This is a genomic window from Symploca atlantica LB2515, assembly GCF_052546295.1.
Map to the genome: position 1 here is coordinate 3,255,521 of NZ_JBQWMT010000001.1, position 21,183 is coordinate 3,276,703.

Genomic DNA, 21,183 nt, shown 5'->3' on the forward strand with positions numbered 1-21,183 from the left:
GAAGATTATGAAGATCAGATGGATCGTCGCTATATTGAGATTTGCGATCGCAAATCTCAAATCGATTATCAGCAACTCCAAGAACTATTCAACCTGGGAGCATTTTGGGCAAAAGAGAGGAAAATCGAGGATTTAGAATTAGCGATCGCCAATAGCGAACCAGTCATTAGTGTTTGGGATGCTAATCGTCTAATTGGATTTGCCAGAGGCACTTCAGATGGTGTTTACCGGGCAACAATTTGGGATGTTGTCATTCATCCAGACTATCGTGGTGCCGGACTAGGACGTAAGTTAGTAGAAACCGTGATCAGCCATCCCAAAATGAGGCGAGTAGAGAGAGTTTACCTGATGACCACTAATCAACAGAGTTTCTACGAACACATAGGCTTTGAGTCTAACTTCAGTACCACTATGGTTATACATAACCAGTCAGCTAATCCTGTACCAAATCAGACTCTGCAGCCTCAGGAGTTGCCAAGAGCGTAGTACACTGAAGTCGAGTCAGTTTTCTGGTAGCATCACCATTCGTATCTTCACCAGAAACTCTGACCATCTCCAAACGTCCCTGCATCACTTCCAGTAAAGTATTAACCATCAGTAAGGTTAACCCATAGGAATTAGCGTCAGCATGATCAGGTTGGTTACTTGTGTCTGTTGGAGACTCAAGTAAATCCACCTGTTCACTCCAGAGGATTTTAGGACATTGGATATCTATCCAGATGTAAACTTCTTCAGAAGAAGCAGAACACACAGCCGAAACCTTGATGCTACCTTCTTCCATTTGAACCATGGCAGAATCAACGATGCTTACCAGTACTTGCCGAAGACGCCTGGGGTCTGCCAGTACGTGAATTTCGGGTTCTGGAGGAACAAATTGTAACTCCAAGTTACGATTTGCCGCTTGTAAATGAGTCAGTCGGTAAATATCCTCGAAAACTTTACTCAGCTCTAGCGATCGCATTTCCAGGCGATTTGTGCCATGCTCAGTTTTGGCTACAGCAATTACTTCGTCTAGAAGCTTCACCATCTTCTGGGCCGAGATGTGTGCTTGAGCAATGAATTCTCGTTCTTCCTCTGAAGAATCACATAAATCAGACAAAATCAGCTGGTGCATGCCCATCAAACTACTCAAAGGCGAACGCAACTCATGAGAAGTCCTTGCTAAAAACCCCCCTTTAAACTGGCTCATCTGCTCGGCCATTTGGTAAGCTAGTTGAGTTTGCTTGAGTTCTTCCTTAAGAGACTCGATATCTGGCGCGGTGTCTGCATCTTGAAGTACAGAAGGTTGGGAAACCACTGGTTCCCCATTTGGCTCTTGGTTAGGAGAGCGAGTGATACGGCTCACCACAATTCCTAAGGCAGTGCCTACTAAAAAATAGATCAAGTCCATTTCGCCCATACTTTACTCAACCAGAATTCACTCTAAAATCTTTTCTGCACGACCCAAGAGTCAGATCTTCTCAAGCATAGCCGCTTTTTCAAAAAGACAAGAGCAGCATTCCTATTGTTAAGTATCTAATTGAAGCTCTCCCTGGCGCAAAACTTCCCAGTCGCTACCTGTCCATTTGACCACTGTTGAAGGTACACCCCTCTTCACTAGTTGTGTTGTGTCTACTGCAGTTAGTTCTAAAGTGAAAACATCAGGAAAGAGGGCATCAATTTCTGCCATTGTTTGTAAAGCAGGCTCACCAGAAAGGTTAGCGCTAGTAGTTGCTAAAGGCCCAGTCTGAGACAGAATGGTAAGGGCGGTGTTGGAGGCAGGTACTCGCAGTCCAATTGTTGTAGGATTAGTTGGGTTGATTGCCGCCGGAACCTGAAGAGATGCGGGTAAAACTAACGTTAGTGCTCCCGGCCAGTATTTTTCAGCTACTTGCTGCCAAGTTGCCAACTCAGCATTAGTTCCTTTGACAAACGGCAAGAGAGACTCTAAAGAGTCCCCCATCAAAATCAAAGGTTTCTCTTGAACTCGCCGCTTTGCCGCAAAAATCAACTCTGATTGATCAGGCCGTACGGCTAAAGCTGGCACTGTATCGGTCGGAAAACTGACTAACATGCCTAAACGTGCTTGAGCAATCAGAACTGGCATTGAGACTTGGGTCATTGATAATTTATTGTTAGTTTTTACAGCTATTGTTTCACTCTAAACTTTAAATTCAGCTAGGGAAAATTTTAAGTTTCATTATTCGGAATCACTAACGTCACTAATCGGCACCTTGGTTATTGTATTTACGACGCTGATGCTCTAGACAAAGGTAAAAATATCAGACGTGATGGCATTTTGTTGTACTCCGGCTAGCAAGGCTAATTGTTCACTGCCCTTGATTATCCAGGTATCCTCTGCATTATTAGCTTGAGAAATCGTTAGCTGCTCAAAAGTTAAACCGCCAGATAGTCCTAACAAATCATTACCAACCTTAAAGTCAGTAATGATGTCTATGCCGTTTTCTGCTGCTAAAACAAAGATATCGTTGCCAGCACCACCAGTCATTAAGTCGTCACCTTTACCGCCGTCGAGTACATTGGCCCCAGTATCACCTACAAGTACATCGTCATAGTCAGAACCAATAATATTCTTGATATTGTCGGCAATATCTTTGCTAACGTTAGTTTTACGCAGTGCTTTGTCCCAAACATTAGCCACCTTTTCATAACCCTTGGGAGTTGAGTGCAGCCCATCGGACAAAATGTCGTTGGGTGTTAACACATCAAAAATATCAACAAAACTAACTTTTTCGCCTTGAGATACCTTGGAGCTAACAATACCCGGTATCTTGGCATTAAAATCTTCTGTGAGCTGTTTTCGCTGTTGGTTTTGTGTGTTCGGTAGAATTGAACCTACCAAAAGATGTGTATCCGGTGACTGATTAGTAATTTGATCAATTAGCTTACTCAGTCTGCTAGACATTTCACTGAGATTGCTACTACCTGTATCGTTAGTACCAATCATCAATAGGACGAAATCCGGTTGATACGTGTTTAGCCATCCATTGACAGACCCAGCAATATCATTAATTTTCCATCCGCCGTGTCCCTCATGGTTGTCATCGAAGCTGTTAAAGCCAGTAGACTGGGAACCGACAAAATCTATCTTGAAACCATCATCCTTAAGTAAGCCCCACAAGTTATCGCGATAACCTGCCGGATCAGAACCCTTGCCACGAGTATTAGAATCACCCAAAGGCATAATTTTGATCTTTTCGTCAGGCAAAGCACCAAATTTGTAGGTAGCAGTGCCTTGATTGAGGTCTACAGTAACGCTACTGGTTGCTTTAGCATAGTTAGCGGTATTATCGCTATTGTTGCTGGGGGTTGGACTAGGAGACGAGGGAGGGGTATATTCAACAGGAATAAAATCGATGTAATCAACCCGCGCCCACTCTGCCTGATTAGCAGTGCCACTGAGGGTGATTGTCTCTCCTGGAGTCAGGGTTACTCCTGTGGCAATCGTTCGTTTTACTAAGTTCTGACTACGGACGGCAGCACTACCTAGGTTTTGGTCAAACACCCAGTTATACTGAGAGCTACCAATTTGCGCTGAGAGCGAAGATTTGCCATCGTTCTCATCAAAGTAACCAACAACCACGTTATAACTACCAGCCGCACCAGTAAATTGAGCCGTCGCACTACCCTGAGTTTGCCCAGAGTTGAAGAGTGTGATTAATTTATTAGCGGAAGCGGGAGTTGCTGACTCTACTAAGTAGTTCGTCAGGCTCATATTTTCGGCTTCAATCCGAACTGGGGTGTTGCTGGGAACTGGCGTTGTCGCGGTATCATTATCAACAATCGTCAAAACCGCAGTCTGTTGAGAGCCAAGAGTTGCTCCACCCGTCGGATTATTCAAGCTCAAATTGATCGTTTCTGACGCTTCAACTAAGTTGTCATCAACTAAGGGAATAGCGACGGTTTTTTGAGTTTCCCCATCGGCAAAGCTGATAACTAAGGGAGTTGAGTCATAATCAGCAGTGCTGGCGGTGCCATTAGTTGGGGTGAGAGTGACACTTACCTGCCCTTGAGTACCGCCAGTGCGGGTCAAAGTCACTTCTTGCAGTGCTGTGTCATCTTCCTGGACGCTGAAAGTGGAGGAACTGAAGGCAATGCTACCGGGATTAACTACTGGAGGGAGGGCATCGGCGAGGGGGATAAACTCGATGTAATCAACCCGCGCCCACTCTGCCTGATTAGCAGTGCCACTCAGGGTAATTGTCTCTCCTGAAGTCAGGTTTACTCCTGTGGCAATCGTTAGTTTTACTAAGTTCTGACTACTGACGGCAGCACTACCTAGGTTTTGGTTAAGACTCCAGTTATACTGATTTCCTGCCATACTGACATTGAGCTGGGCTTGACCATCATTCTCATCGAAGTAACCAACAACCACGTCGTAGTTACCGTTGCCTCCACTGAAGTTAAAAGAGGCTGTACCCGTTGAACTTCCAGCTTGATAAAGACTAATTAATTTACCACCCGAAGTAGCGCTGTTACCCTTTTCCACAAGGTAGTTTGCCAGCACCATATCTTCGGCTTCTTTGCGTATAGCCATTGATGATTTCTTCTTTAGTTGTCAAATTAGTGAAGTTGTAATAACCAGAGAAAAATATTCTTCATAGAGCGAATATCACTGATCTATAAATTAATCAATACTTATAAAGAAAGCCATAATTTATATGGCTCTTTACTGAATCTTTAATTGGCTGTTGAAGAGTGTGAATAATTGATAAAGTGACAAGCTTAATGCAGAGATAAAAACTCTTTGCTAAATCTTTAAATTACTTTTGTATTTATGAATAAACCGTAAACCGGAAAACCTTTTACCCTTTACTTTGCTTAAGGGCATGTTGATTAGTTTATGCCAGATTATTTGTAGTCTTATTTTTTTAAGAGTAAATTTAAATAGCGATCGCTAAACAAAGACGCTACATAGCCTGCTAGCAATTACGAATTAGCCTGACTTGTTCGACAAATTGCTGAATCTTTTGCAGATATTGATCACCAGCAACCATTGCCACGTCATTATGTCCGGCACCAGGCACCAACAAAAGCTGTTTAGGGACATTAGCAGCATCAAACAAAACTTCGCTCATGGCCGCTGGAACTATTTGGTCACTGGTGCCATGAATTAAGAGCAAAGGTATTGAGAGTGACTTGATTTTACTAATCGAGTCAAACCTCTGGGTTAGTAGCAACTCTAGCGGCAAGAAACCATAATTACCTCGGTCATCTGCCATGCCGCGTATGGAAGTAAATGATCCTTCTACAATCAATCCAGCCATTGTAGAATTTCTCACGGCTAAATCAATCGCGACTGCTCCCCCCAAGGAGTGACCATAGACAAAAATCTCTTGGGGAGGAATCCCTCTTTGCTGCACTAGGTAATCCCAGGCAGCCTGGGCATCTTGGTAAACTTGATCTTCGGTGGGAAATTTCCCCTCAGAGCGGCCATAGCCCCGATAATCAATCATTAGTACCGAGAAACCCAGCCCCTGAAATCTTTGGGCATATTCAACATTTGCGCCAATATTCTGACCATTACCGTGCAAATAAAGCAGAATCCTTGCTTCCGAAGAGGTGGTAGGAATCCACCAACCGTTGAGGTTTTCTACCTTACCAGTCTTGGTCTGTACAGGCAACCAGACTTCTTCGTAAACTAAACCCAAGTCAGCCGGTGTCGTTTCAATCACCGGGGAGGGAAAAAAGATGAGTCGATTCTGCCAGAGTAACGCCAAAAGACAAAGCAAGATATAGGCGATCGCAATACACCCTACTACAGTCAGTATCAAGTTCTCCAAGGGTAGACGGAAAATTGCCATGCTATCTGTTGGGAATTAGCAGCTATGAGAAGGAAAGTGCAAGATGTGACGTCAGGTAAATGACTTGTCCTTAGGGAAGCCGAAGAAAGCGTCTACAACCTGCAACCTGCAACCTGATAATTCACACTTGAGACTTCTACTCTAAAGGCGGTTTACTTAAGTGCCACTTAGTCGATTGCTCGTAAGCATAGGCAACTTGTAACAGCTGATCTTCGCGCAAGACATTGCCAATCAACTGCATACCAATTGGTAGTCCTCGTTGATCAAAGCCACAGGGCACGCTAATTCCCGGTAAACCAGCAAGACTTACTGGAATGGTCATTAAGTCTAAGAGGTACATACTCAAGGGATCTTCGGTCTTTTCTCCGGCTTTAAATGCCGTTGTGGGAGCCGTAGGACACACTAAAACATCTACTTTCTTAAAGGCTGTCTCAAAGTCTTGCTTGACCAGGGTGCGGACTTTTTGGGCTTTGAGGTAATAGGCGTCGTAGTAACCAGCAGACAGGGCATAAGTACCCAGCATAATCCGGCGTTTGACCTCTGCACCGAAGCCAGCAGCGCGGGTTTTGGTATACATCGAGAGGAGGCTATCACTCTCTGCTGTCCGCAAACCATACCTCACACCATCATAGCGAGCCAGATTTGCCGATGCCTCAGAGGGAGCGATGATGTAGTAAGTAGGCAAACCGTAGCGGAATCGAGGACAGGAAACCACATGGATTTCAGCACCCAACTCTTGCAGTTGTTCGATAGCTGCTTTGACAGCTTGTTCTACGACAGGATCTAAGCCTTGGCCAAAAGTTTCTTGAATAACACCAATTTTAAGCCCGCCTTTGCGCTTAAGATCGGGCTTAAGTAACTTAGCGTAGTCGGGGATTTCCACTTTGAGACTGGTGGCATCCTTAGGGTCATGACCAGCGATCTCACTGAGTAAAATTGCTGCATCTTCTACAGTTGTCGATAATGGGCCAATTTGGTCTAAAGAAGACGCAAAGGCAACCAAACCATAACGGGAAACTAAACCATAGGTAGGCTTGAGACCAACCACACCACACAAGGAAGCCGGTTGACGAATTGAACCACCAGTATCAGAACCAAGGGAAACTACACACTCTCCGGCGGCTACAGCTGCGGCAGAACCTCCAGATGAGCCTCCTGGCACCCGTGACAAATCCCAAGGGTTGCAGGTAACTTGGTAGGCGGAGTTTTCTGTAGAACTGCCCATGGCAAATTCATCGAGATTGGTTTTGCCCACCATGACGGCCCCGGCATCTTTAAGCTTTTGAGTCACCGTAGATTCGTAAGGTGGCACAAAATTTTCCAAGATCCGGGAGGCACAGGTGGTACGAATTCCCTTCGTACACATATTGTCCTTAATGCCCATGGGAATCCCTGCCAATAGTCCAATTTCTTCTCCAGCAGCGATTTTGGCATCCACTTGACGCGCCTGTTCTAGGGCGTGTTCTGCAGTCATGCACAAAAAGCTGTGTACTTTTGGCTCTACGGTCTGAATTCGCTCTATCGCTTCTTGGGCAATCTCAACAGCTGATTTTTCTTTACGGATGAGTTGTTTATGCAACTCGCGAATGGATGCCATGCAGGAACCTCTTATTGACTCCAAATGCAAACTTTAGTATACGGCCAGGGCTGGAATAGAGCAGCAAGATAAGCAAATCTCTTGAAGAAGCTTTTGAGATATTGCTCAAAATAACCACAGATGTACTCTGAGGAATCGGATTTAGTTGGTATAGCACTGCTGTGGTAAGCTGTCCGTGATTATGAGGCTAGATTCAGCTACACATCATGCTTGGAATCTTACCAGTCTTGTAATCCTCCAATATTTATACTGTCCTTCAGGCTTGGCTTCACAAAATAATTTTCCAGCATCCCACTTGATAGGCATAATAATTCCTGCAAATTGCAAATTTGCTTGCATATCCACAACGGCAGAAAATTCCCTATCAGACGCAGAGGAAATGTTGAACACCTCGATTGTGAGGTGTGGACTTAATCCATATTTTAAATTCTGGAAGTTATACACCATGAATTTTAGAAAATCAGGCTTGGTTTTTCCATATATATCACCCTGAAAACTTTCTGATATAGTATCTTTTATCCCTTGGATATCCTTACCTTCATAGGATTTCTTAAATCTCTGAAAGAGTAAAATAACGTCTTGTGGAAGGTGTTCGGGATAGCGCGATTTTTCCTTTTCATCGGAATAAATTCTGTAAATACCTTCGGCAACAGAAAAGATAAGCGGATTCATGAAAAATTAGCTAATAGAAAAAAAATAACGTCTAGTTATTCGTTTTTAAGCTATCCTTTTTTATAAAAATTAGCAAAGTGTTCGTAATTGCTTAACACAAGCTAAGTTTCCTCTAAAGGGCGATCACTAGATCAACTAAATTCCAATATCATGACAAAGCTCTTCAATAGACTTCATAGGCAAGTAAAGCTTCATAGGTTCCTGCCTAAACTGCTCAAATCCATACTTTCTATAAAAACTCAAAGCTTCTATTATCACAGTGAAAGATACCACTTGCATCGTTGCATCCAATAACTTTTCAAGAGCATCTACTAACATTAACTCGCCAAATCGCTCTATTTAGTTGGATTGATGAGAAAATAACTTCGTTAGTTGAAAAATCAGTTTCTTTGATGGGGAACGGAGGATTAAAATGTCTTGGCAGCGTCCTGATCAGCGGAAATTTAACGAGTTACGCCCCATCAGTTTTGAACGAGAATTCACGCGCTTTGCCGCTGGTTCCGTCTTAACCAGATGTGGGGACACACAGGTATTGTGTACCGCCACAATTCAAGATGGAGTACCCTCTTTTAAACAAGGCAGTGGCAGTGGCTGGCTAACTGCGGAGTATAGAATGCTACCAGGAGCCACACCAGTACGTCACACACGAGAGTTTCTCAAATTATCGGGTCGAACTCAGGAAATTCAGCGCCTGATTGGACGTAGTTTACGAGCGTCTATAGATTTTGAGGCATTGGGAGAACGGACAATAATTGTTGATGCTGATGTCTTACAGGCTGATGCTGGTACTCGCACTACCTCAATTACTGGTGGATATGTTGCCCTTGCTGAGGCCTTAGATAAATTAGTAAAAAAAGGAGAATTAGAGCGATCGCCTTTGCGTAATCAAGTCGCTTCTGTCTCTGTAGGACTCTTGGAGGGTGAGCCGTTTTTAGACCTTAATTACATTGAAGATGTGGCGGCTGAAGTAGATTTTAATGTAGTGATGGATGACCAACTCGGAATTATTGAAGTGCAAGGAACAGGGGAGTCAGGCACCTTTAGTCGTGATCAACTTAATCAGCTAATAGATCTAGCACAAACAGGAATTAAGGATTTACTGGAAGCACAATGTATTGCCCTTAGCTGACAATAACTAACTAAGTTGCTAGAGATATCCCATTCTCAACAACGCACTTAAGAGGAATGTCACTAAATTAAGCAAGAGCGACAGCTTAAAACTTTTGTCAATTGGTTGATTAGTAGGCTAAATTCTTGCTTAAGGCAGTGCCATTTCTTTATCTGAGATATTTATGGGTATCATAGCTGTGCTAGCAACAATTCTGCTGACGGGAGTTCCTTCCTCAACTGATGCCGATTTCTCCCGTTTGCAGCAAGTTATAGAACAGTTTGGGTTTGAGGTTCGACTAGCATTACCGCCAAAGCGGGGAGCCTATGGTCTCTTAGAAAATAGCACCAAAGTTATCTGGATTAATCCAGTTGTCTTCGAGTTAGGAATTGCTCGTCAAACCCTAGTTCATGAAGCTGTACACGCGGCTCAACGCTGTAATGGAGGCGAACAGTTGCGTACCCTTGGCCTAGAAGTGACTCCACCTCCGATGACTCGTCGTTTTTTCCTTCGTTATCACTCCTATCGCCGCGAGATCGAAGCAGAAGCCTATACTATACAAGTTCAACCAGATGGTGTTGATTTAGCGATCGCACTACTCCAGCAGCACTGTAAATAAAGCATAACTTGACAAGTCATTCCCTGGAAAAATTACTCTGGAGCCCAAACCACTGCATCAACATTGCAAAATTTAGCGAATCATTAAGATTATTCGCACTAAAGCAACAGACTTATTGTTTTAGTTTCAAGCTGTAATTCAATCATGATCAGGGTTTCAGGGATTTTGGGCGCAAAACTCCCCCAAAGAGTCGTCACTCACCAGGGTTTCAGGTTTCCAAGCAATTTGAGACAATCTCAATACTGAAATTCACTGCTCTTAGTCACTTAGCAACACTATCAGCACAAAGCACAAAGGGAGAACATTTGTATGAAACTGGCTTACTGGATGTATGCAGGCCCAGCACATATTGGCACGCTCCGCGTCTCCAGTTCCTTCAAGAACGTCCATGCAATTATGCATGCGCCGATTGGCGATGACTACTTTAACGTCATGCGCTCGATGCTGGAACGGGATCGGAATTTTACTCCAGTTACCATCAGTTCTGTTGACCGCACTGTGTTGGCGCGTGGCTCTCAGGAAAAAGTGGTGAACAACATTACCCGCAAGGATGAGGAAGAGCGTCCAGACTTGATTGTCTTGACCCCAACTTGCACCTCTAGCATTCTACAAGAAGACCTGCAAAACTTTGTAGAACGCGCTCAGATAGAGGCAAAGGGCGATGTCATGCTGGCGGACGTAAATCATTACCGGGTTAATGAATTACAAGCTGCTGACCGCACATTAGAACAAATTATTCAGTTCTATATTGCCAAAGCTCGTAAGAAGGGAGAATTACCAGAAGGCAAAACCGAAAAGCCCTCGGTTAATATTATCGGTATTTCCTCCCTCGGCTTCCACAATCAGCACGACTGCACTGAATTAAAGCGGCTGATGGCTGATTTAGGCATTGAAGTTAACGAAGTGATTCCAGAAGGTGCCTCAGTTCATAACCTGAAGAACCTGCCTCGCGCCTGGTTTAACTTGGTTCCTTATCGAGAAATTGGCTTGATGGCCGCTCGTTATTTGGAACAAGAATTTGGCACGCCTTATGTTGGCATTACGCCGATGGGTGTGGTGGAAACAGCGCGTTGCCTTCGCAAGATTCAGCAGATACTCAATGATCAAGGAGCTGATGTCAATTACGAAGAGTATATTGACAACCAAACCCTGTATGTTTCCCAAGCGGCTTGGTTTTCGCGGTCAATTGATTGTCAAAATTTGACGGGTAAAAAAGCCGTTGTCTTTGGCGATAATACCCATGCTGCTGCCATGACTAAGATTCTGACACGAGAGATGGGGATTCATGTTGTCTGTGCTGGCACCTATTGCAAGTATGATGCGGACTGGTTCAAAGAACAGGTGAGCGAATACTGTGATGAAGTGCTCGTTAGCGATGACAACGGTGAAATTGGGGACATGATTGCCAGGATTGAACCATCTGCTATTTTTGGCACCCAAATGGAACGGCACGTTGGCAAGCGTTTAAGTATTCCTTGTGGTGTGATTGCAGCACCAATTCATATCCAAGATTTCCCCATTGGTTACAAGCCTTTCTTGGGTTATGAAGGGACTAATCAGGTTGCAGATTTGGTCTATAATTCCTTCACTTTGGGAATGGAAGACCACTTACTAGAAATCTTCGGCGGTCATGATACTAAGGAGGTAATTCATAAGGGTATTTCTGCTGACTCTGACCTGAATTGGGATAAGGAAGCTAAGGCAGAATTGAACAAAGTACCTGGTTTTGTGCGGGGTAAGGTGAAGCGTAATACTGAGAAGTTTGCACGGGATAGAGCTATTAGTGAAATTACCCTGGAAGTGATGTATGCGGCGAAGGAATCTGTCGGTGCGTAGAGTAATTAATTAATTAGTTTTCTTCAATTAACATGAGAGCGTTTTCACGTAGACGCTCTCATTTTTTTTTAATGCGTTTTTTACCGGATGTGAGGCAGTATAAGGGATATGCCGTTGCGTAGCCGCATTTTGGTTTCTTTGAGTTAGACTATTGCTTTCATAAGTGTTGCAGAGATTTGCAGGAGATCAAACAGTGACTGAAGTAGATAAAGGTTATGAGTTAAAAGTGCTGAAGATGGTAGCCAATCAATACCTAGACGAAACCATATCAGCTACGGAGGAAAGTCTTAAAGCACTTGAGGCTAATTGTGACCAAGTTGTGTGGGAGTTAGCCACCAGAATTTATAGCCAGAGTGGACATAAAGTTGAATTAGGCATACTAAGAGATGTAGTTAATTCTCGAATTGAAGCTATGAAATATCAGCTAGCTGAAGAAAAAGAGCGTATGGCTGAGCAAGCTCGGCGTGTTGCTGAAGAAAAAGTTGCTGAAGAAGAGCGAATGACTGAAGAAGGGCAACGTGTTGCTGAAGAAAAAGCTGCTGAAGAAGCCTCTTTGCATGACGAAATAACTCGCATAATGAGAGAATTTTTAATAGAGGAGAGCCAAGCTAAAATCTTTGTTAAACTTCGGAAAATAGTCAGTGAGCAGTTAGAGGTGGATGAGAATGAAGTGAATTTGGATAGTCACATCTCAAAGGATTTGAGAGGTGATACGCTTGATTTTGTTGAGCTGACGATGGCGCTAGAAGAGGAATTTAATATTGAAATACCAGACGACTTATGGCCTGTATTTTATGAAAAGCCTCGAAAGCCTCGATCATTTTTCAATTCTTCCATAGATGATTCAGATAGAGGTTCCGTAGATTGCACCATCAGGGAACTCTTGCTCTTTATTCACAAGAAGGTTTCATCTTAAACGGCATTGTTAAAACCCCCAAAATTCGACTCCCTTCATTGATAAAATAATCTCGTTTATCAATCCAAACACTCTGATCAATCAACTTCAGAAACTTCCAATCCGTTCCCTTAGTCACCGCTCCATAAATACATGCGATCGCTTCTCCATTTGGTTAATTAAATAATTGGGCTGCAACTATTTCATCTTTGTAGCATGGTTGACAGGCTTATCTACCGCAAATTATCCTACTGAATCAAAATTACCGCCTCTTCAGCCTTCGCATTAAGCGCCTTCTTCAACTCCTGCCCAATTCTCTCATTTAACTCATCAAAAGCCTGATGATTCTCTGTTAATTGCTCCCGAAAAACCTTCTCTAATTCGGGCTTTATTTGCTCACAAATCGACTCCAGCTTATTGTCACTCAACAAAAAAGAACGACTCCAGCTAGGAATATCTAGCTTTGCCTTAATCGCCTCTTGGGTTTTACTGCGCGTTATCTCCACTCCCGCAGCAACTACCGATACACCGTAAACTAGCACAATTGGCCAAGTAAAATGACCCGTCAGCAGCAAAGCAATAATACTGCCCACAGTGCCTCCACCAATTACTACATTGACAATAAATGCCACCGTATCGGCAAGGATAGTATCTCCAATTGATAACTCCGGATTAACCACAGCCGGGTTAATACCTTCCTCAAACCTTAAACTACTCCTGGGTATCTGGAACTTTTGACAAATGGGGTCAGTTTCTGCGGCTAAATCGGGTTGAATTTTACTATTAAACCAAGTAACAGATTGGTTCTTAATAATCTGTCGTGATTCTTCACTAGTAATCCATTCCTCTGCCTGCTTTTTCATCCGGTTTTCTAAGTCTGCCAAAGTCCGGACTTTGTTACTTCGCCAGTCTTTTAAACCCGGTTTAATTGCATTTTCAATTAGTCCCTCTGACAGAGGTTTAGTTAATAGTTCAATTAACTCTGGAATATGCTGAGAAATCAGTTCTTTGAGCTTCTTTGAATCAAACCGTTGGTTAATTTCTGCTTTAAACGCCGACGCACGCAAATCCCATCTTCCCACCCTTGCTAAACCCAAAGCAATACACCTCTCCGGTTCGGGATCTGGGCGAACTTGAGACTCAGGTTCCGGGAAGATTTGCTCACAAATTTGACGGGTAAATTGCATACGAGATGCACCACCAGTCATCAGCACTACCTTCGGTACAATACCCTGTTGTTCCAGCGTTGTTTTACCTTCAATCACGGACTCACGGAATGATTCAAGCCAACTTTTGCCCTCCAGTTCAGGCAAAGGTTGATTCAAAATCTCTTCCATCACTGTCTTGTTAACTTGAGGAACAAAGTAAATCTGCTCGTTAATTGACTCAAAACCACGGGCAAAAGATTGCGGATTACTGTATAGTTGCTCGTTAGAAAAGTAATCTTCTTTCGCTTTACGGCAAGCAAGTTCGCACCGAGCCTTATGATGGGGAAAATCTTTAAATACTCGTTTCAGTAACGCTTTGTCTTCGTGATTGGCAAGAGTTCGGGCAAAAATTGCCTTATCAATCAGAGATGCTCCTAGTGTATTACTGCCGAAATCCATCGGTATTTCGTGCAAGCTCTTAACTAGGGTAAAGTCCGTCGTTGAAGAACCAATATCAACAATTAGTACCGAGGATTTAAGCTTGTCATAACCCAGTTTACCAGCTTCCTTGGCTTGCATGAAAGCTGCTCGTGATTCAGGAACGACGCTGACTAAAGGAATGCCAGCTTGCTTAGCTAACTTTTGGTATTCCTGGCGATCGCTTATTGACCATCCGGAAGGACAACCGATGAAAAATTGACTGATTTCTCCACCTTCAATTTGTTTGTTTTCTTTCAAAAGGTGGTAGCAAGTTTTCAGGAAATGGTGAATTATTTTTTGATAGTTAGTGTCTTTATCTGGTCTTTGTTTAAAAGCAATTTCTAGTTGCGTAACGCCAACTTGAATTAAGGCTTGTTCTCCCACTAAATAGCCTAAATCAGGATGCCAGCCAAGAGCCGTAATTTGTACTTTTTTATTATTAATTTCTAGCATTTCTGGTGGCTCAATGCTCTCCACCCTCGCCTTAGCCACAGCAGTTTCACCGTGTCCTAAATCGAAACCGATTGTTTCTAGAACGTGCATATTATCCTGAAATAAGTGTCAGATATTAGGAAAGTTAAGAGTGACTAATATTGCCCCTAGTCTCTTGCTTCGGAGTACGCGGGCTCGATAACCCTTCCTCGCCGCAATAAGCGATCGCCTTTTAATAGTGCAGGAGTTATGGTTAGATAGTCTTTAGCCCCAGGGTCGATACTTGGCTCAAAATCAAAGTAATTGCGATCGCTCTGGGAGTCGTTTGGTAGGTAAATTTGAGTGCGAATTCCCTGTTCCATTAAAATTTGAGGAAGCAGTTTTGTCAGTTCAAGGGCCATCTGCGGTTTCTCTAGAAATGACGCACCCGTTAGCCTTTGCAGCAGATTTAACAGTTCTGGTAACTCTTCTATACCGCTGGCATCGAGGGATTTTTTGGTATCTTCAGTTTTAGCAACTGCTAAGTCGATCATGTTCAATGCTTCGGCAAGGTTATCCAGAACAACTTGGCTATCAACTCGCACGATTGCTTGAGGTGCTGAGGCAGATTGCAGAGAGTTGGAGCGATTGGCGCTACTACCCTTGTCGAGTTGAGAGATAACTTCTAATCCGGCAAGCAGAGACAATAATAAAATATCCATCCAAGCACCTGGAGAAGTTCTACTCAAGGAAAATAAAGACTCTAAAATGCCGAGGCAGATTAGTCCCTGTAGCACTTTCAGGATGATACTTTTGCTAGAGAACCGCTTAACTTGCTCAGACTCTAGTGGCGAAATGCTTGTCTCGCTAGCCGCCGCGAGAGTGCCAATAGACTGGCGCACTGTGTCCAAAAAAAAGGAAGCCAGACGTACCTGTGCAACACTCAGTTCGCTGATGTAACTCCTCTCCAGATTATCGAGTCTGTTTTGCACCAGCTTAACAACTTGCTCTGGGCTAGTCATTTTCTCGATTTCTGTCTGAAGTTCGCCCCGTTCTTTACTAAAAAGTGTTAGTAATGTTTTCATCAAAATATTTTCATCAACTAGAGCCCATTTTATCCTGAAGACTATTACTCAGATTTTGCACTTGTATCTTTATTTACTCCCCTCAGTTGCCTTCTGCCTTACCTCAACGACAAATATTAATGCCAATCTACTTACTCCCTCCAGTTTACTGATCAAGCCTCTTGCTGGAGGTGAGGTTTACTCGCTTCGGTTGAGTGTAGATTGAATTGGAGGCAATAGCGTTTCATCAGCCAAGACTCGATAAAATGGAGAAAAAAGCTCTTGGGACTGGCTTCAATGGAGGTACATTCAAATGGTAAGTACACCATCAAAACCCCTAACCTTGGAAGAGTTTCTCAAACTACCAAAAACTAAGCCTGCTAGTGAGTATATTGATGGTCAAATTATTCAAAAGCCAATGCTCCAAGGGAAGCACAGCGTAATTCAAACCGAACTGTCCACTGCTATTAATGTAGTACTCAAGCCTCAACGAATTGGGCGAGCTTTTTCAGAACTGCGGTGTACATTTGGTGGAGACTCAATTGTACCAGACGTATCTGTGTTTGTTAGAGATAGAATTCCCCGTGATGAGAATGGGGAAATTGCTAACGTTTTCCCGTTCGATCCTGATTGGATTATTGAAATTTTATCACCTGAGCAAAGTCAGACGAAAGTCACAAAAAAAATTCTGCACTGCTTGAAATGCGAGACTCAGATGGGTTGGCTGATTGATCCAGGTGAGCAAACAGTATTTGTTTATCTTGCTAAGCAACAACTGGAAGTGTTTGATGAATCAGAACAGCAGCTTCCTGTGCTATCTTTTGCCAGTGAGTTAAGGCTGAGTGTGGAGGAGTTGTTTGGTTGGCTGCGGGAGTAGAATCAATTAATTAGCGATCGCCTCTGGTGCAGCGCTAGTTCTCTCCAGGGGAACACTACGTTCTTTGCAATCCCGCCATAACAGGCTTCTTCAAGCCACTGCTTTTTGTTTATTCTTAAAGTACCAATAGAGGTTAGCAACCGTCAAATCGGTTATTTCTTGCCAATTTGAGGTAGCTAAAGCCTTCCAGTCGGAAGCTATGGCTTGCTGAGCAATGTAGGATTCATATTTGCGGCGTAACTCAGGCTTAAACATAAACTTGAGTTGGTCACGTAGAGATAGGTAATGAGATTTTTGCTTCAAATTCTTGTATAGTTCCTGTTCTTTTGGTTCTACTAAAATTGTTGATTCTTCTTGAGTATCTGAACTTTCAACAGCTGATAAATTTGAACTAGCTAATAGCTGCTTTTCTCTTGACGAAAGAGTCTGCATCCAATCAATGTGATGTTGCCAAGACTCTAGAACAGCTAAATCATGATTGTAAATTCGGGTAATTTCAGGGAAGAGAAAATCCAGCTCATCTTCAGATGCACATTGGTCAATCACGGTAAGAGTATCTTTGCAGATCTTCTCTTGAAGGCAGGACAGTTGATGGCTTGCAGCCGTTGGCTCATTCTGCAATTGATAGGTTAAAGCAATTGTCTGTTCAATACCCCAAGCACATTCTAATTGGCGTAGTTGTCCAGCTGCACAATTTTCTGACAATAGATGAGGACTGTTGTAAATTGCCAAAGCTTTACCTAATGTCTGTCTGGCATTTGCCAAATCAGTGTTTCTGATACTTATATCGCAGGACATAGCTAATTTAATCAACTTAGTCGCTTCTATAAACTGTCCATAAGCCTTAATAAATTCTAGCCGTTGCTGTTCAAATTTAATATCTTTAGCAACCTCGTTAAGGCACTGAATAAATTCCGTTCCTTGGTCTTTAAATACTTGTTTTAAGTCAATAAAACCGTGGTTAATCTCGAACCTTAGTTGCTTGACGTCTTCTTTCAGTTTTAAAGTTTGATACAAGTTTACTGCTGATAGTGCCACAGATGTCACCGTACCAACGCCAATCACCGCTGTAGTCGCTTGCAAAACTCCTACGCTGTCTTGGAGAGCATTAAGCATTGCGTAGGTTTTTTGAAATCCTCGGTGGGTTTGAACCATCTGTAAGCCATCTATCACAGCTACAAATGGTTGGCTAAAAGCTACGAATGGTTGGCTAAGAGTGCGAACAGCATGACCAACAATTTGACCTGTTGCTGCATCTCTGACCATACTCAGTGGTACACCTGTGGATGATACAACCTGCTTGAGTGTACCGTTGGCAAGACCAAGCATATGTTCGGGGCGAAACACAAAATTCATAACCAGATATCTCGAAGTTTTTTACAATTAATGAGTTTACGGCATTCGACTATCTCAAGCATTAACTAGAATTGCCATAGTCTCTGACTAGAATTTTGCCAACATTTAATTTATAAGCCATACTAGATGCAAATTTGAGTAGAACATTTACTATCTGAACATGCATATTAATTGTTCTACTTATCAATGAAATCGGTAATTACACGGATGAATGAATACTTAAGAGCGTTCCAAGAAATTAACCAATCTGTTGAACGACTTCTGATAAATGAGCATAATTCTCCGGAAATTAAGCACTCTGCTAAAAGCCTAAGACAGTCAATTCAACCATGCCTTGAAGAACTAGAGGAAGCGGCTAACAGACTTAAGAGACTAGTCACACAATGTTCTGATGAACTGTATCTTGCCGAAGACGTTTGGCTGAGTAAGCCAAGAATTTCCCAAGCGGCAAAACTTGAAATATGGGAACAAATCGGAGAAATTAGTGGCTGTTTAGTGAAAATTGATGATCTGGGTAGACTATGTAAGAAAGTCGCAATTAAGCAAGCCCAAAATGATTGGGAAACAAGACTCAATTTAGTTACAAGAAAATGGTTCATTGACTCCGGAGGTAAACAAAAAAAAGGGATAGGTTGGCAGGAAAAAGAGGGTTTTATTAAAGATATACATCCGTCAGTCGAGCATCAAGTGCGAGAAACTAACCAAATTATCGAAAATGCTTTGGCGACTATTTACGGTAAATTAACTACCGTTGACATTGAAAAAATTCAATACTACTCAAATTTGCTAAGCCAGCAAGAAAAAGCCGAAGTTGCCAAGCAGCTTGACTTGATGATTAGAAAAATTGAAACTAATTTTAATCAGTTCACTGAAAATTTGCCCAACGGTCTTCTGAGGCTAAGTACGGCTGTTAAGCCAGACGTGAAGACTTTGGTAGACAATGGCTGGGGTGATATCTACTGGAAGGATGTTGTTGAGTTTAAACACAAGATTAATTTAAAAATATTTTATTATGTCACAGCAATTTTTGATGACAGAATGAAGTTAGTGACTCAGGCAATTGAACAAGCGATCGCATTCTATAATGACTTCTTAGAACGACAAGAACGCTATCAGCAAGAAACACCAGAACAGCGTGTAGCTGAAAAGGCTTGGATTGACCAACAGCGTCACCAACTAAATCATATACAGCTACAGCTTGACATCGAAACAATTTTCAACCCCAACTAATGCAATCGCTTAACACTACCTACCGTTATTTATATCTTTGGATGGTATAGTGGATTCCGAGTCAGGCTTGAGATCAGTAGCATCACTATCAGCAGGTTGAGCATCTCTTTGTAGTCTGGTTCTTACTTCACCAACTTGCTCTTGGACTTGTTCTCTTGCTGCTTGCGTTCTTTCTTTCACCTGTCCAAAGACGTTTTGAGCACCCTGCTTGAATGCTTCTAAATCATTCCTTGTTTTCTCTAAGTCTTCCTTAAGATACTCTGCTGCGGGATTAACTTTTTTCTTTCCCTCTTCTAGATACGGCTGGCTATTTTGCGCTACGGTATCGAGCACGATAATCCGCTTGCTACCGATGCTAGAAATTCCCACTGGCGGCAATGTATATCGACCTTCTGGTAAACCATGCAAGCCGTTGGAGGAAAATAAGTAGTTGAGTACTTTACCACTTCCCGGCTCTATTAGGTAATCTACTAGTTTACCTATTTTGTTGCCAGCATCCGTCCAAATCTCGCTATCAATCAGAGAATCTAATGATTCAATCTTTTCTAGGTCTGTTTCTTCTTGGCTACCGCTGAGCATAATACTATCAGTGCCAATGCTCTCAACTTGTGTCCAAGTAAATGATTTTTTCTTAATACCAACAAACCCCGACTTGCAGATTAAGCCGACTACACGATGAGCTTGAGGATCCAGCAATAATTGTGCCACACGACCTACTTCCTCGGCCGTCTGACGATCTAGCACCAGGCGATCAATTAGTTGGCTCTGCTTTAGGACTTCCGGTTGCGTAAACATTGAAGACCTCTCCTAGGCTATCCTATAAACAATTAATGCAAGCTTTGCTTGCTGTTAAATTGGGTATATTATCTATTACCTTGATTGTAGCTTAGACTAAACTCGAACGTGACTATCTGTGCTAATTAGTAGATCTGTCGATTTTCCTTTTTATTCTGATGCGATTATTTTTAGTGATTTTGGGTGTTGTTATAGCAGTTACAGCTATATTGTTTGCCTTACAAAATAGTGTGATAACAACAATAGTCTTTGGTATATGGAGAGTAGAAGGCTCTTTGGCTTTGGTGCTGTTATTAACGATGGCTGTAGGATTTTCAGTCGGCATCTTAGCATTAATACCGACAATCCTCCAGAAAAACTGGAAAATAGCCAATCATAAAAAGAGAATTACCGAACTAGAGAAAGACTCTAATGAAAAAATTGAAAAAATCTCCTCCCAAAGAAAGAGAATAGATTATCTAGAGAATAGTTTGAAGCTAGAGATAGGGCAAACTCCATCAACACAGTCAGAACCAACGCAGCCACCAAGACTCCCAGATGAAAGTAACTAAGTTAGTAGAAAAAACTAGATTAAAACCTCTCTTTTTTGCCTCTCAAGAAAAAGAATTACTTAATAAAGATCTCGTTTCTGGCAGATGCCCTACTTTTGCTTCAAACTCCTCTCGGTCAATCATATTTTCCTAAAAGAAATCAGAGTCTAGGTTGTCTTTTCAGTTCGGCTGTATCGGCTATTCTTGCCCAAGTCTATCATCAAGAATTTTGACCCAAGAGGGATTCAAATTCAGCCTTCAATGACTTGACATCAGCCACTCTAGAAACTAATAAATTATTTTCACCCGTATCGTTTAACTCGGTTTGCCAGTAGCGGATTCTCTCTGAGTGATTCACCCAAAACTTGATTACAGTATCTACGACTTTATCTAGTTCCCAACCTCGCTTTGGGGGAACAGTTTCGACTGATTCAATAAAAGCATCAAGAGTACATTGATAGGTTCCCAAATATTCAGGTCCAGCTGATTTGGTTTCTAGTTGATAACTGAAAAAGTCTATAACTGGAGAGACGCCAAGGATTTCAAATGTGTATTTCATTTTTTTGTCCCGTCCTCTTTGTTGAATCGTACCAAATTCAAGGGATTTTTGGTTAAGCATTTTATAGCATAAATAACCCTAAAAGGTACAGCTCCCCAGAAAAAATATTGGATTTTTGACTCAAATATTCGGGGATAGCTTGAGAAATTTTGTAGTTTTAGTAAAATTTCCCACAGGTACTATTCAGTAGTTGAGAAGCTGT

At 42.4% G+C, this 21,183-nt stretch carries 20 protein-coding genes; 8 read left to right on the top strand and 12 right to left on the bottom strand.

The window, feature by feature from the left end; all coding sequences use genetic code 11:
• Positions 1-18 precede the first annotated feature (18 nt).
• Positions 19-486, top strand: a complete 468-nt coding sequence (locus ACT7WV_RS13500) for a GNAT family N-acetyltransferase (protein WP_445105643.1) — start codon at positions 19-21, stop codon at positions 484-486.
• Here ACT7WV_RS13500 and ACT7WV_RS13505 read toward each other — a convergent pair.
• The 7 genes from ACT7WV_RS13505 to ACT7WV_RS13535 all read right to left on the bottom strand — a co-directional run bounded on the left by ACT7WV_RS13505 (position 434) and on the right by ACT7WV_RS13535 (position 8,391).
• Positions 434-1,399, bottom strand: a complete 966-nt coding sequence (locus ACT7WV_RS13505) for a sensor histidine kinase (RefSeq protein WP_445103390.1) — start codon at positions 1,397-1,399, stop codon at positions 434-436. The two genes, ACT7WV_RS13500 and ACT7WV_RS13505, sit on opposite strands and share 53 nt — an antisense overlap.
• Positions 1,400-1,507: 108 nt before the next feature.
• Complete coding sequence (locus tag ACT7WV_RS13510; protein WP_445103391.1) at positions 1,508-2,101, bottom strand: L-threonylcarbamoyladenylate synthase; 594 nt, start codon at positions 2,099-2,101, stop codon at positions 1,508-1,510.
• Positions 2,102-2,242: 141 nt separating this feature from the next.
• A complete protein-coding gene (locus tag ACT7WV_RS13515) occupies positions 2,243-4,537 on the bottom strand; it encodes a Calx-beta domain-containing protein (RefSeq protein WP_445103392.1) in 2,295 nt (764 codons plus the stop codon).
• 385 nt (positions 4,538-4,922) lie between these two features.
• Positions 4,923-5,804 (bottom strand): alpha/beta hydrolase, encoded by an 882-nt coding sequence (locus ACT7WV_RS13520; protein ID WP_445103393.1) that lies wholly within the window; start codon positions 5,802-5,804, stop codon positions 4,923-4,925.
• A 136-nt stretch (positions 5,805-5,940) separates the two neighbouring features.
• Positions 5,941-7,401: an Asp-tRNA(Asn)/Glu-tRNA(Gln) amidotransferase subunit GatA gene (gene gatA / locus ACT7WV_RS13525; RefSeq protein WP_445103394.1), complete on the bottom strand. Its 1,461-nt coding sequence runs from the start codon at positions 7,399-7,401 to the stop codon at positions 5,941-5,943.
• Positions 7,402-7,605: 204 nt separating this feature from the next.
• Positions 7,606-8,073, bottom strand: coding sequence for a hypothetical protein (locus tag ACT7WV_RS13530; protein ID WP_445103395.1), 468 nt, complete (start codon positions 8,071-8,073; stop codon positions 7,606-7,608).
• Positions 8,074-8,208: 135 nt separating this feature from the next.
• Positions 8,209-8,391, bottom strand: a complete 183-nt coding sequence (locus ACT7WV_RS13535) for a hypothetical protein (RefSeq protein ID WP_445103396.1) — start codon at positions 8,389-8,391, stop codon at positions 8,209-8,211.
• 94 nt (positions 8,392-8,485) lie between these two features.
• Here ACT7WV_RS13535 and rph point away from each other — a divergent pair, with 94 nt between their 5' ends.
• The 4 genes from rph (at position 8,486) to ACT7WV_RS13555 (ending at position 12,552) form a co-directional block, all read left to right on the top strand.
• Positions 8,486-9,202: a ribonuclease PH gene (gene rph, locus ACT7WV_RS13540; RefSeq protein WP_445103397.1), complete on the top strand. Its 717-nt coding sequence runs from the start codon at positions 8,486-8,488 to the stop codon at positions 9,200-9,202.
• A 163-nt stretch (positions 9,203-9,365) separates the two neighbouring features.
• Positions 9,366-9,800: a hypothetical protein gene (locus ACT7WV_RS13545; protein WP_445103398.1), complete on the top strand. Its 435-nt coding sequence runs from the start codon at positions 9,366-9,368 to the stop codon at positions 9,798-9,800.
• A gap of 309 nt (positions 9,801-10,109) precedes the next feature.
• On the top strand, positions 10,110-11,636 hold the full coding sequence (gene bchB / locus ACT7WV_RS13550; RefSeq protein WP_445103399.1) for a ferredoxin:protochlorophyllide reductase (ATP-dependent) subunit B: 1,527 nt from the start codon (positions 10,110-10,112) through the stop codon (positions 11,634-11,636).
• A gap of 193 nt (positions 11,637-11,829) precedes the next feature.
• A complete protein-coding gene (locus ACT7WV_RS13555) occupies positions 11,830-12,552 on the top strand; it encodes an acyl carrier protein (RefSeq protein ID WP_445103400.1) in 723 nt (240 codons plus the stop codon).
• A gap of 227 nt (positions 12,553-12,779) precedes the next feature.
• Here the strand turns inward: ACT7WV_RS13555 and ACT7WV_RS13560 are convergent, their stop codons facing one another.
• Positions 12,780-14,702 carry an Hsp70 family protein gene (locus ACT7WV_RS13560; RefSeq protein WP_445103401.1) on the bottom strand — a complete coding sequence of 641 codons (1,923 nt, stop codon included), beginning with the start codon at positions 14,700-14,702 and terminating at the stop codon, positions 12,780-12,782.
• A gap of 56 nt (positions 14,703-14,758) precedes the next feature.
• Positions 14,759-15,655: a hypothetical protein gene (locus ACT7WV_RS13565; protein WP_445103402.1), complete on the bottom strand. Its 897-nt coding sequence runs from the start codon at positions 15,653-15,655 to the stop codon at positions 14,759-14,761.
• A 292-nt stretch (positions 15,656-15,947) separates the two neighbouring features.
• Here ACT7WV_RS13565 and ACT7WV_RS13570 point away from each other — a divergent pair, with 292 nt between their 5' ends.
• Positions 15,948-16,511, top strand: a complete 564-nt coding sequence (locus ACT7WV_RS13570) for a Uma2 family endonuclease (RefSeq protein ID WP_445103403.1) — start codon at positions 15,948-15,950, stop codon at positions 16,509-16,511.
• Positions 16,512-16,601: 90 nt separating this feature from the next.
• Here the strand turns inward: ACT7WV_RS13570 and ACT7WV_RS13575 are convergent, their stop codons facing one another.
• A complete protein-coding gene (locus tag ACT7WV_RS13575) occupies positions 16,602-17,867 on the bottom strand; it encodes a hypothetical protein (protein ID WP_445103404.1) in 1,266 nt (421 codons plus the stop codon).
• A gap of 186 nt (positions 17,868-18,053) precedes the next feature.
• Between ACT7WV_RS13575 and ACT7WV_RS13580 the strand changes: the two genes are divergently transcribed.
• On the top strand, positions 18,054-19,097 hold the full coding sequence (locus ACT7WV_RS13580; protein WP_445103405.1) for a hypothetical protein: 1,044 nt from the start codon (positions 18,054-18,056) through the stop codon (positions 19,095-19,097).
• A gap of 15 nt (positions 19,098-19,112) precedes the next feature.
• Here ACT7WV_RS13580 and ACT7WV_RS13585 read toward each other — a convergent pair whose 3' ends face one another.
• Positions 19,113-19,892 (bottom strand): PRC-barrel domain-containing protein, encoded by a 780-nt coding sequence (locus ACT7WV_RS13585; protein ID WP_445103406.1) that lies wholly within the window; start codon positions 19,890-19,892, stop codon positions 19,113-19,115.
• Between the two features lie 158 nt (positions 19,893-20,050).
• On the opposite strand from ACT7WV_RS13585, the gene ACT7WV_RS13590 reads away from it, so the two are divergent.
• Complete coding sequence (locus ACT7WV_RS13590) at positions 20,051-20,443, top strand: LapA family protein (RefSeq protein ID WP_445103407.1); 393 nt, start codon at positions 20,051-20,053, stop codon at positions 20,441-20,443.
• A 199-nt stretch (positions 20,444-20,642) separates the two neighbouring features.
• Here ACT7WV_RS13590 and ACT7WV_RS13595 read toward each other — a convergent pair whose 3' ends face one another.
• Positions 20,643-20,981: a YlmC/YmxH family sporulation protein gene (locus ACT7WV_RS13595; RefSeq protein WP_445103408.1), complete on the bottom strand. Its 339-nt coding sequence runs from the start codon at positions 20,979-20,981 to the stop codon at positions 20,643-20,645.
• Between the last annotated feature and the right edge of the window lie 202 nt (positions 20,982-21,183).